At 36.3% G+C, this 11981-nt stretch carries 12 protein-coding genes; all 12 read right to left on the bottom strand.

Annotation, left to right across the window (positions count from 1 at the left end; genetic code table 11):
- Nucleotides 1-351: 351 nt before the first annotated feature.
- A complete protein-coding gene (locus WKU26_RS11415; RefSeq protein ID WP_172769923.1) occupies nucleotides 352-744 on the bottom strand; it encodes a hypothetical protein in 393 nt (130 codons plus the stop codon).
- Nucleotides 704-946: a UvrD-helicase domain-containing protein gene (locus tag WKU26_RS12760; RefSeq protein WP_445323245.1), complete on the bottom strand. Its 243-nt coding sequence runs from the start codon at nucleotides 944-946 to the stop codon at nucleotides 704-706. Before WKU26_RS12760 ends, WKU26_RS11415 begins: the two co-directional genes overlap by 41 nt.
- Nucleotides 947-1170: 224 nt before the next feature.
- Nucleotides 1171-2997: an ATP-dependent nuclease gene (locus WKU26_RS11410; RefSeq protein WP_172769922.1), complete on the bottom strand. Its 1827-nt coding sequence runs from the start codon at nucleotides 2995-2997 to the stop codon at nucleotides 1171-1173.
- Nucleotides 2998-3017: 20 nt separating this feature from the next.
- Nucleotides 3018-3821: a TIGR02391 family protein gene (locus WKU26_RS11405; protein ID WP_172769921.1), complete on the bottom strand. Its 804-nt coding sequence runs from the start codon at nucleotides 3819-3821 to the stop codon at nucleotides 3018-3020.
- 320 nt (nucleotides 3822-4141) lie between these two features.
- A complete protein-coding gene (locus tag WKU26_RS11400) occupies nucleotides 4142-4540 on the bottom strand; it encodes a recombinase family protein (RefSeq protein WP_340322093.1) in 399 nt (132 codons plus the stop codon).
- A 260-nt stretch (nucleotides 4541-4800) separates the two neighbouring features.
- A complete protein-coding gene (locus WKU26_RS11395; RefSeq protein ID WP_340322092.1) occupies nucleotides 4801-6024 on the bottom strand; it encodes a primase-helicase family protein in 1224 nt (407 codons plus the stop codon).
- Nucleotides 6009-6380, bottom strand: coding sequence for a helix-turn-helix domain-containing protein (locus WKU26_RS11390; protein WP_340322091.1), 372 nt, complete (start codon nucleotides 6378-6380; stop codon nucleotides 6009-6011). Before WKU26_RS11390 ends, WKU26_RS11395 begins: the two co-directional genes overlap by 16 nt.
- 94 nt (nucleotides 6381-6474) lie before the next feature.
- A complete protein-coding gene (locus tag WKU26_RS11385) occupies nucleotides 6475-7098 on the bottom strand; it encodes a mobilization protein (protein ID WP_270212948.1) in 624 nt (207 codons plus the stop codon).
- Nucleotides 7099-7559: 461 nt separating this feature from the next.
- Nucleotides 7560-8666, bottom strand: a complete 1107-nt coding sequence (locus tag WKU26_RS11380) for a site-specific integrase (protein WP_340322090.1) — start codon at nucleotides 8664-8666, stop codon at nucleotides 7560-7562.
- 99 nt (nucleotides 8667-8765) lie between these two features.
- Nucleotides 8766-9671: a helix-turn-helix domain-containing protein gene (locus WKU26_RS11375; protein WP_204972229.1), complete on the bottom strand. Its 906-nt coding sequence runs from the start codon at nucleotides 9669-9671 to the stop codon at nucleotides 8766-8768.
- Between the two features lie 251 nt (nucleotides 9672-9922).
- Entirely contained in the window at nucleotides 9923-11380 is a 1458-nt protein-coding gene (gene mnmE / locus WKU26_RS11370; RefSeq protein WP_340322088.1) for a tRNA uridine-5-carboxymethylaminomethyl(34) synthesis GTPase MnmE, read from the bottom strand.
- Nucleotides 11381-11451: 71 nt separating this feature from the next.
- Nucleotides 11452-11943 carry a GAF domain-containing protein gene (locus WKU26_RS11365; protein ID WP_340322087.1) on the bottom strand — a complete coding sequence of 164 codons (492 nt, stop codon included), beginning with the start codon at nucleotides 11941-11943 and terminating at the stop codon, nucleotides 11452-11454.
- Nucleotides 11944-11981 lie beyond the last annotated feature (38 nt).

The following is an 11981-nucleotide window of genomic DNA, read 5'->3' as shown; positions in this document are numbered from 1 at the left end:
TAAATATAAACTGTAAATAATAATCAGAAAATGTACCAGATAATAATTAAAAAATGGGCCTCTGGCACTAGCAAAAATATCAAAATATTGGAACGTGACAAAGGATATTTTCCTCTTTTATTTTTTTTGTTTAACAATTTCGTCTGCTTAAGTCTGTATGATTCATCCGTTTTATGTAAAGCCTTACATAAGTCTGGAGATTCTGTAAGAAAGATTAATGCTAAAAAGAAGTAGTATCTACTGTAAAGAATTATAATTGAAACTGACCCGGGTTAAAATGCATTTTTCTCTACTTGATTCTAATATATTTTTGATGGGTCAATTGGGAGTATAATAGTGGGTCAAGCGACTTTATATTTTCCAGTCATCCAAGTACTTTGACGGTTGACAAAAAGTATCTACTTTCGGAAAAACAGTACCGTTGTAGAGACCGGCAAAGTTCTCCATCGTGTAGTCAAGGGACACCAGCTTGAACAGCGTCTTATAGTCAAACGTGCGGAACAGGTCAGTGTGCATTAAAAATTCTTTTGGACATCCGTTGGCTATCATATAGCCAAGATACTGCATCTTGATGGCATTGGTAAGAATACGCTTGTAGCCATTGCTGGCCAGGACACCTTCATCCCAGCAGAAAATGGAAGCCATAATTGATAAAGATTCCTGCTCGTCAATGACGGTCGTATCACGTGCCACCACATTATTGTTAAAGAGGGTGCGAACGGAAGCGGTGTACGTTTCCGACAAACAGGCTCATTTTTCCTGAAGACTGAAGCCTTTCGAGTATTCGGGAGCGCATACCTCTGGCCGCCCTGTTCGTAAAGGTCAGAAAGAGCATGTCATTCAGCGACACACCGCATGAGAGGGCACGAACCACTTCGGCTAGGATATCCGTCTTGCCGCATCCCGGAGGAGCCAGAACCAGATGATAACCGCTGTCGAGGGTGATTACCTTTTTCTGGAACTCGTCATTCTCATACTTTCTGTCGAAGGTATATGCCGGGTATTCGTAGAGAGGGTAGTTGCCTGGAGTAGGGATGCTACCATCTGGGGTATGGGGTGTGTCGGTGGGGTCATAGGCTATTGATTGGTGCTTATGGGATATTAGAATATCTATCTATACAGTAATCTACATAACTAAATATGATCTTAACCTTCTATTTTATTTAAAAATCAAATAATCATCTGTTTAAGTTTTCCATAAATTTCAAGGAATTCATCATCATTATCATCATCAGTCGGACATAAAGTACTGCGTAACTGAGAATAAGAAAGATTCGTAAAATGTTTATCACAAACCTTCTTTCCTCCAAGCCTGATAGTTTCTGCATGACGTTTACATATATCTTTAACATCATCCCAGTCTGAATAGTTTATAGTAATAGGATCTTGAAGACTAGAAAAGTATGAAGACGGAATATAATTTTCTATTTCGCGTTTTCGTGTTACTTGACAATTATCTGATGTATATCCTAAATCTATCATTTTATTTAAATTAGGTGAAATATCATCTGGTGCTTTCTTGTCAGAGTCTAATAAAATGAAAAAGGGTTTATTTAATTTTCTTATTATATTCAACGATGTCCAATGTTTAAGACTATCACAACCTCCTATACAAACCAAAAGCACACCAATTTGTTCTAATGTTTTATCAATCTTACCTGCCGTTTTATATACCTGAGAAATGTGGCTTATAGCTTTGACATCATCAGAACCTTCAACAAGGAATAATAATTTGACATTGTCAAATACTTTGAATATTGTATTGTCCCCTTTTATACCTAACTCCTCCACTATCTCTTGTATGCTAATGTCTTCACCTTGACGTAGGATATAGTCAGTTCCATTTTTTTGAACAAAAATAATATCTCCTATATTTGTTTCTGCTACAATATTAGGAGCATGCGTTGTAATCATAACCTGATAACCATTTTCTGTCATGGCTATAAGTTTGTTATATAGAAGAGTTTGTGTTTCGGGATGAAGAAAAGTCTCAGGCTCTTCAAAACCAAATATCACACTTTTATCATTGTTTTTTTCTTCAGCCAACATTTCAAAATATGACATCATAGTAATACGTCTAAATCCATCTCCTCGTGAATTTAATGGTATATAACCTTCTTCTTTATTACATTTAAATGAAGTACTGATTAATTTTGACCAATCAAAGTCTATCTTTGCACTTATCTGTTCTTCTGCAGATAAAACACTATTAATTTTACCTGTTATGAGGTCAAGGGACTTTTTTATCTCTTTGCGAATATTATCCTCAATATCATTTGTATTGATTCTTTCTTTAAGTAATCTGTATGCTTTATCCTTAAAATATTTTTGTACAGATGTATCGCTATCAGACAAAGAACTATCAGCCTTAAAATATTCAAACGTTGGAAGAATGTCTTTTATCCCTTCTAGTATTTTTTTCATTCTTGTCTGACCTGTTGTTGGAAGTTCTTCATAATCAAATTTATAACTATAATAATTGTTATTATAAAATGAACGTAGTTTTGAACGTTTTTCTTTATTATTGAATTGCTCCCCATTTCCCTTTTGTGTATCAATACCAAGTTTTTTACATAAAGATATGAGTTCTTTTTCTGTCATTAAAGCAAAATCATCATTTTGATATTTTTTACGTAGAATATAGATTTTAGGTTTAATTGTTTTTTGACTAATATCCCATTTCTTTTTGATGCATAATAAACCATGCTCATTGACGAGTTCCTCTTCAGCAAAAGTTATAGGAATGGATTCATCTATAATGCTTTCTCTACCAGAACAATCAAATTGAAGTTCTATTTCAATAATAGAAGAAGTATTATAAATATTTTTATCTTCATATGAAGGAGCGTGATCATTCAAGAAAGCATCAACAGCCTTAAGAATTGTAGATTTACCAACATCATTTTTACCAACAATACAGCAAAAATTATTTACACGGATTTTTGTTTCATCTTTAATACCCCTATAGTTCTTCAGAACGATATTAACTAGTTTCATAAAAGAATTATATTAAAAAATTATCTTATTTTTTGTGCATTATCCAATCTTCTATGGCAGTATGAAATGATACCCAAGATTTCAAGAGCATCATGTTCAGAAATATTCCAATCAACTTTTGGTTCATGAGCCGTTGGATTTCTAAACATTGCACAAAGACCTTTAAGCAGATTACAAAAGCCATTATGCTCATTCTTTTCCGATGTTGATTGATAATTATTGATTATTAGAATTGGATTTGTGCTGAATACTTGTTCTATTAATGTGTTACCATCAGTTTGTATATTAGACAAATCTCGTATACGCTGAAATAAGCCTTTGTTTGCTTCTAGTACGGAATGAAAATAGTTATTCTGCAACAATTCCGCCTTACAATATTTGAAAACTTCACGATGTGCTTTCCTTTTTTCCAATTCCTCTTTCAGGTTGTCTACCTTTATTTGGACATCCTTTATAGTGTTGGCAGCTTTTATTTCGCGATATTGTCCATCTTCCTTTAATTCATATCCAACAAATGCTAATTGCTGATTTATAGCTTTACGCAAGTTCTCAAATTCTTCAATTTTGTCTACATATCTAGATGGAGCTAAAACAGACCCTATAAATATTAATATTTGGTTAGAGCATTTATTCTTGTTTTGTTCATTGATTAATGCATTATAAAGACGAAACCTCTTTGTGTTAGAAGAATCAACATCTTCAATATTAGCATTAATAAGGAAACGATGTATTTCTGTCCCAGTCAAACCGTGATTGGTATCCCCCAAGATATTACATATCATTTCTAAAACATTAGGTGGCAAACATTTTCGCTTTATTACCATATAAACCTTAATTTAATTATTAATGTATTCTATCAAATATATTGTATTAGCACTGCGAACAAAACAACTTAAAAATCCTCTTTTCAGAATTAGTAAGAATATAAAACCTATAGATAATACATACAACATTAAAAGTTACGAACTTAGAATATATATAAAATGCTTTATTTCCTGCTAGGTTGAACATTTTCTTCTGCCAGGTAATATATGGTCTGTTTTGCTCTAATGCCGGTTGTTTCCATTATTTTCGGTATAGTCGTTCCGGCCTTGCAAAGCAGGATGGCAGCTCTCTTCTTCGGCTTCTTCATCCTGGTGCATTCCTATCTCCCGAACTTGCCCCCCCTTTTTGGGGCTGCCTCGATTCCGGCTTTGCAACCTTCGAAAATAAGATTGCTGTTATACTCGGCCAGTGATGCGGGTATCTGCATGGTAAATCTGCTGATAGTAGTAGAAGTATCATGATCGTTTTGAAGGGAAACAAGTTTGATACACATTTTCTTCAGCTTTGCACAAAGGTTGGGTAACTTACTCAACGGAGCGGTTAAGTATGTCCAAGCGGTAAATGATAAGAGTGTTTCTGAATTAAAGTAATCCATGCAAGCAGTCAGGCTTTTACGCTTGAACTCATTTCTGGAGACCTTGTCTGTTAAAATCTGGATACATCCGGCATTGTTCAGTGCATCTTCATGAGAAAATATGTTATGCTTTCTTGTACTCACTCTGACTCTCTACTATAGCCTAAATTATATTTGGTTTTCCAAAGTTACTAGATTTAGACTTAATAAACAATAGAAATGTCATTAAAACCTTCTAAGAAATAAATTGAGTAATACTCATATTTTACAATAGGGAAGAAAAAAGACTCAATGCCTCAAATAAAGAAACATTGAGTCTTTTTTCTGTATTATGATGAAAATTTGATGAGTTATAAATCATTCATTCCCTTTTGTTTAATAACAATATTCATCATTTCATCAAATCATCGGAACTTTCTAAGAAATTCTTTTGTAATGGTATAGTAGCGGCCAGTTTTCTTTTCTTCCCGATACGGAGGGCCTGGAGGGAAGTTTTTTATAAAGGTTGAATAAGCAAGAGAATTGTCAGTTGGTGTAAGTTTCCAGTTCCTTTTTAAAATGTTTCGAATCTGATAGTTTTCAACCTTGATATTACTAAGCATTAATAACTGTTGAATGTCATTAATACAGAAAGTCAATTTATCCTGGCTCATGGTATCCATGATATTTATGCAGATTTCAGCAAGATCTATTTCTGTATGATTCCTGCTACAATTGATAATCCTGTCGAGAGCTGGCGTATGTATCTGTTGCGGATTGAACCACATTCTACTTTCTTTGTCCGTAGTAAGTTGACGGTGTTGAAGAAAGTAAAGAAATGCTGGAATTTCCGTGATTAGTTTTTGAAGAAAACTCGTATCGTCATTTTTGAGAGGATTAATTTTTCGCACCCAATAACGTGTTTCTCCCGGTTCTATAAGAACAGGGGTATCTTCATTATTGGAACACATGATGAATTTACCAAAAAATTGCACTTCACAGCGGTCTTTACCCTTTGCTTCAATCTTGTATACACTTGCTGTACTTAGATTCTTTAATCGTTCAGAATCCTCTCTGCGGTTAAGCAACACTTCGTCAACCCCAATGAGTAATTTGCCGGCCCAATCAGCATTGAACTGGCTACGAAAGTCTTCGTTGGTATTAAATGTGACATTATCCTGAAAGATTGCTTTCAGAAAATTCAGAAAGGTACTTTTACCGGTGTTTCTTTCTTGAGAAACCAAAAGTAGAATTGGTAGTTTCTGTACTGGATTGAGATAAAGAAGCTGAAAGTAATCCATACCTAACTCATAATGTTCCCCGAAAATATGAAGAATAAGTTCTTGTATATGTGGGAACTTCCCTTTTTGTGGGGTATGGGTAATCGGCTCATACAGATTAAGGAACGAGCCAATATTCCTCTTATAATCTACGTGACTTGGTACCGTGCAGAAGCCATCGTATTTAGGAACACTTGCTATGAAGTCTTTCCCATGATCATAACGTAAAGTCCCCATACTCCAAGGGACTCTACGCTTGGCAAATGTACCATTAATAAGAGGCTGAAAAACTATTTTATAGAGTGTGGTACCAACTCTTACGTATTCATCTGTCATTTCAATTTTTCCCATATCTAAAATTCCTCCCATCCTGATTTTGGTTTATGTTTTACTCCTTTTTGTATCTCTTTGTATAGGCTCTCTTTGTCAATCGGTTTTTTCCTGCTTTTTTCCATCCACTCCATAAGTTCGGTACGTTTGAATTTAAGCATTTTCCCAGGTTGATAATAGGGAATTTTATTTGCCTGAACAAGAGCATAAACCGTTGGCTTAGCAAGGCTGAGTATCTCACAAGCCTCGTTAATACCAATCATTTCTTCCTTTGCTGCTGTCTGTCTCTTTAATAACTGCTTCATCTCATTAATAGAAATCGTCAGTTCTTCCACCTTCTCCAATAGAAAAGCTGTGGCTTGAGGTAATTCCTCGAAATTTAATTTCATCTTCATCTTTTTTAATTGATTTTCAGCAAAGAAAGATGGTGTATTATTGGTTAACTGGTGGATTATAAGTTAACCAATGGATAGTAATGTTTTTTCTTTGTTAATCCCTTGAAAAGGGAAGAGATTGTGCAACGAGCGGTGTTCCGATAGGAATAATTTTTATTGTAAACCGTCCTTCATTACAGGTGAGTTTGCTTGAAATGGTCAGTATCTCAGTATCTTCAAGCATAAGCTGAAAACTTTTTTTGATGAAATGTGCTATTTGCATGTTTGAGCATCCTAGCCGCTTTCCGATATTTCTAGCTAAATGGTATAGATCTTTTGATGTAACTCCATTCAAACGACGTGATACAGCTGTCTTTATTTCTGTTTTATTGTTTAAGGCCATAATATTTTCTTTCATGACACTCATTTCATTGCTTGTCAGTATATCTTTGAAAGTAGCTTCAAAATAAGACATGACTTCTTTTATTGTATCATCTTTTTCTTTTTTGATACGTTCTCTATCCAATCTTACTTCTTCTTCATGAGAGTACAATATAGAATTTTCTGTCTTTTCTTTATTGTCATCAATAGTTTTATGAAATAGTTTCATCGATAGTCTATCATTCCTTTTCGTATTTCCCTTTATTTGGGTAACCCTTCTACTCCTTTGATCTTGTACTACATCAATAAGATTACATATTGTAGGTACAATATATTTACAGTAAGCTGTTTCAATCATAAATATGATTATAATAAAAAGTAGGGTAGTGAAGAGTGAGTATAATACTAGATCCAGACTATGTGGAGAGTTTCCTTTCAATATCAGATATCTGGGAATTGAGGTAATTGAACATATTGCAGTTACATATATTACAGCAAAATGGAATAAATTTAATCTTTTCATAATTCGTGATTTTTTGTTATTGATTTTGATGCAAATATATTTTTGAAGTATCAGAAATTAAAGGAAATGATTACAAAATGTCTGGTTTTTAATATAATATAAGTATCATACTTCGTGAAATCGCCAATCATACTTATAAAAAAACGAACAAAGAAAATTTACATTTTTAACTGTATTTTGTATTGTTACATAAATGAAAAAGCCGTTGGGAAAATCGGAGCTTCCCAACGGCTATACATATAAAAACTTTTGATCACTATTGCATGTTTATTTCAGATATGCAATTTTATTGCATATTACTTTAGTGATATTTTATCGACAGTTTCTCTTTTCTTTTCACTTACTAATTCAGCATAGATTTGTGTTGTTGCAACATTCTTATGAGTAAGCATTTTTGACACTGTGAAGATGTCTGTACCGGCTGCAATCTGTAGTGTAGCATATGTGTGCCTAGCTGTATGGAAGGTTATGTGTTTTTTGATTCCTGCTTCCGAAATCCATTGCTTGAGAGGCTGATTCGTCATAGCTCTGGTCAGTCCTTTGAATACGCGGCCTGAACCAGGGATACCACATAGTTCTAATGCTTCGTTACTGATGGGGAGAGTGGCTTCCGTCTCTGTCTTTTCCGTACAAATTCTGATGTAATAGCCATTGTCAGGACCGACTTCAATATTATCCCATGTAAGCTGTAAAATATCGCTGATACGAAGACCGGTCATACAGGAGAATAATGAAGCTTGTTTCAGTACAGGAATCTTGCATGGTGTAGCGGCCAGTTTCTTAACTTCTGCTAATGTGAGATACTGCTTTTTGACTTCTTTCCATTCAATCTTGTCTATGAAGTCATTTAGATTTTCACGTAGCATCTTCTCTTGATAAGCTATTTTCAGTAATGCACGGAAAGTCGAAAAATAGCCAGCTGCCGAATTCCTAGAAACACTGATATTTGGATGACGGATCTGTTTACAGTTCAGTAGATACTGCCTGAACTTCTGACAAAGCTCTACCGTTACATCACCGAAAGTGCAATAGCCGTTTACAAACTTTTCAAAATGCTGGTAAACGCAGTCCCATTTGTGATACTTCAGTTTTGCTTTCTCACGAAAATAGGCAAGGAAGTCAGCTTTCATTTTGTGCTTGTCAAGAAATCCAAATTCCTCATTAACGATTGCCTGTACTCTGATACAACGAATGGCTTCAGCCTTACTCAGCATTTCATTGTTGAAATCACGTTCAATCTCATTTTTAGGACGGGCATAGATATAAATGCCAAGATATTCCCTGCGACTCATTTTCATTGTGTACGGATTGCGAATAGCCGGATAATAGTCCAGGTAGAGAGAAATTCTGCCGTTACTGATAACTCTTTGTCTCAATGTTACGTTAGTACATGTAAGTGCCATAAGATTAATGTTTTTGGTTGATAAATTATTATTATCGGTACAAATTAAACTGGTGTTTTCTTGGTGAATACCCACACCGGGAAATAACTTATACCGGGATTATTCAATGATAGGATCTTCGAACAAATTATCGAGCTCAGGTTTGGATATAAGAGTATATTTTCCCTTTTTAATCTTGGGAATTTGATGATACTTGGTATAATGGTATAGCTGGTCTCTTGTTATTTTGAATTTTTCCATAGCCTCTCGAACTGTATAGTATTTGGGTTCTTCAGCCTGACGTATTCCCTTTGCTATATCGAAGTGCTTTTTTGAATAGTATACAGTAATACCAACCTTCTTTTTCGGAATGACATTTTTATAAACAAAAGAGTATATAGCATTAAGACTCATTTGAAATTTGTCCTGTACTTCTTGCACACTATACCATTCTGTAATGTCTGCATCTGGAGCCTTCGAGGAAAAATAAGCATCAACATGCTTTTTACTCCAGTAAGTCTTACCACGATTGAACGTTTTGGGAATTTTATTTTTCTTAGCCATCACAAATATCCATGATTCGCTAACATTGAATTTTTCTATAATTTCAGCTGTAGTATAAAATTCTGTGATTGCTTGTTTTTCCTTAGGTGGCAACTTAAAATCTGCAGGATGATTAAACATATTGTTTATGTCATCTTTGCTTAAAAGAAATTTAGTTCCTATACGTGTTGCTTTTAGATCGCCTCGTTTAAGGTAACCATATATTGTTGGTCTTGTTACTCCAAGATAAATTGCAGTTTCTGTAATAGTCAGAAAAGGTTTGTCTTTAATCTTCTCAATAGGTTTTTCTGTAACAATTTTTTCAGTTAAATTATTATTGGCAATTATTGCTGCATCACGCTTACGTTTCTTATATAATGCGTTTCCACACTTATGGGAACAACAATTTGTCGTCGTTTTGTAGGCAATAAATTCTTTACCGCACCAGGCACAAATTCTTTTAATTTCAATTCTACTTTTCATTTTATTTCGCTTTATTTCACCCAATAATCTGTATAATCCCGTAAAATTCTGTAAAATGGCGTAAACTCACTCCACAACCTGTCCAGCGTAAAATGCCGGAATTTTGCTTCGTGGTACAAAAACGGTACAAAAAGATGATGTACAAAGCTTATAAATGACTAATATTGACAGTAGAGCAACAAAAAAGGCGCCCCGTAAAGAGCGCCATATCAATCGATTGTAATCAATTTAACTCATTGATAATCAGATAGTTACTTGCCGATGCAAAAATGCTTGAATATGTTTCCTAAAACTTCATCATTAGTGATTTCTCCACCTGCAATTTCTGCAAGATGAAAAAGACATTCACGAAGATCTTGTGATACAAGGTCTCCAGAGAGTTGCATGGCCAGTCCATCTTGTACCCGGTGAATAGCTTCCAGTGCATGGTTTAGTGCTTCGTAGTGACGAATATTGCTGACTACTACATCATTCTGTGATAGATCGGGTAAGGCCGCAAAGGCTACCAATTGCTTTTGGAGCGAAGACAATCCTTCCTTTTGTTTGGCTGAGAGTGAAAGTACACAAGTATCCTCCGGCAGGTAGGGAAGAGTCGTTTTCAAACGGGCAATTTGCTCATCAGTCGATTTCGTATCCTCTGTTACCTTATCGAGAGAGTCTGTCGGCGAAAGTAGATCCACTTTGTTAAGTACAATTACCAAATGTTTGCCTTCACATCGTGGCAGAATTTTGTCGGCCAACTGGCGATATTGTTCTTCGGCATAGGTCGCGTCGATGACCCAGAGTACGATATCAGCCTGATCCAGTTTTTGGAAGCTCCGTTCGATACCTAAACTTTCGATAGTATCAGTTGTTTCACGGATACCGGCGGTATCAATAAAACGGAAGGTGATACCTCCAAGGTTCATGGTATCCTCAATGACATCGCGTGTGGTACCGTGAATATCGCTTACAATGGCACGTTCTTCATTTAAGAGAGCATTGAGTAAAGTGGATTTTCCTGCATTTGTTTCGCCAATGATGGCTACAGGCACTCCATTCTTAAGGGCATTACCTACGCTGAACGTATCTACCAAATGATGGATAACGTGTTCAATTTGGTGGGCGATGTTTTCCAATTCGGAACGATCGGCAAATTCCAGTTCTTCGTGGTCGCTGAAGTCGAGTTCCAACTCCATGAGGGAAGTTAGGTGAAGCAACTTGTCGCGCAATGTGGCTAATTCACGGCTGAATCCGCCACGCATTTGGTTCATGGCCATGCGATGGGTGGCAGCGGAGGTAGATGCAATGAGGTCGGCTACTGCTTCAGCCTGACTGAGGTCCATTTTGCCGTTTAGAAAGGCTCTCTGGGTATATTCACCTGGACCTGCTACACGACATCCTTGTCGGATGAGAAGTTGCATCACTTGTTGGAGGATATAGCTCGAACCATGGCAGGAGATTTCTGTAGAGTCTTGTCCGGTGTAAGAATGAGGTGCTCGGAAAAGGCTGACCAATACTTCATCGATAATTTCTCCTTTTGGCGTAAGTATATGACCGAAAGTAAGGGTATAAGGTGCCCGTTCAGTCAGTGGTTTTCCGGAAACGGGTTTAAAGATGCGGTCCGTAATGGTGATAGCTTCTGGACCTGATACGCGGATAGTGCCAATAGCTCCGCCCTGAGCGGTAGCAATGGCACAGATAGTATCTTCTATTTGTAATATATTCACGTGTGTATATGTTTTTTTATCCTTGCAAAGATACAGTTTTCGGGTTACATCCGGAAATGGAGTTAATATATTTATGCGTGAGGATAGAGGGTTTTTACCAGCAGAGCAACTACTTTTTCGAGATATTCACGATCGGTCTCGTCGAATGTGGCCAATTGGTCACTATCAATATCAAGTACTCCTCGTACTTCTCCTGCGGCTATCATTGGTACGACGATTTCGGAACGGGAAAGAGAACTGCAAGCGATGTGACCGGGAAACTGATCTACGTCGGGTACAAGTTGAGTACAAGCTTCAGCCCAGGCAGTGCCGCATACTCCACGTCCTTTCTTGATACGATAGCAGGCCACACTGCCTTGGAATGGGCCGAGATGGAGTTCATCTTCGTGGACGAGGTAGAAGCCTATCCAGAAGAATCCGAAGGCTTCTTTTAGCGCTGCACAAGTATTGGCCAACACGCTGATTTCATTTTTTTCGCCTTCAATCAGGGGAGCGAATTGTTCAAGGAACTGAGCGTATCGCTGACGCTTATCGGTAAGGTTAGATTTAAAACTTGGTTCCATATGAGTGAGTTTTCAGACATAAAAACAGGCTCCCCTCA

The organism is Phocaeicola sp. HCN-40430, from assembly GCF_037890285.1.
GTDB lineage: Bacteria > Bacteroidota > Bacteroidia > Bacteroidales > Bacteroidaceae > Phocaeicola > Phocaeicola acetigenes.
The sequence above is the reverse complement of the archived record's forward strand: the minus strand, read 5'-3'. Positions and strand labels throughout refer to the sequence as shown.

Bases quoted from the DNA above. Each gene is read 5' to 3' on its own strand.
- WKU26_RS11410 (WP_172769922.1), bottom strand. From the start codon at position 2,997: ATGAAACTAGTTAATATCGTTCTGAAGAACTATAGGGGTATTAAAGAT.
- WKU26_RS11405 (WP_172769921.1), bottom strand. From the start codon at position 3,821: ATGGTAATAAAGCGAAAATGTTTGCCACCTAATGTTTTAGAAATGATA.
- WKU26_RS11395 (WP_340322092.1), bottom strand. From the start codon at position 6,024: ATGGGAGGAATTTTAGATATGGGAAAAATTGAAATGACAGATGAATAC.
- WKU26_RS11390 (WP_340322091.1), bottom strand. From the start codon at position 6,380: ATGAAGATGAAATTAAATTTCGAGGAATTACCTCAAGCCACAGCTTTT.
- WKU26_RS11385 (WP_270212948.1), bottom strand. From the start codon at position 7,098: ATGATTGAAACAGCTTACTGTAAATATATTGTACCTACAATATGTAAT.
- WKU26_RS11380 (WP_340322090.1), bottom strand. From the start codon at position 8,666: ATGGCACTTACATGTACTAACGTAACATTGAGACAAAGAGTTATCAGT.
- WKU26_RS11375 (WP_204972229.1), bottom strand. From the start codon at position 9,671: ATGAAAAGTAGAATTGAAATTAAAAGAATTTGTGCCTGGTGCGGTAAA.
- WKU26_RS11365 (WP_340322087.1), bottom strand. From the start codon at position 11,943: ATGGAACCAAGTTTTAAATCTAACCTTACCGATAAGCGTCAGCGATAC.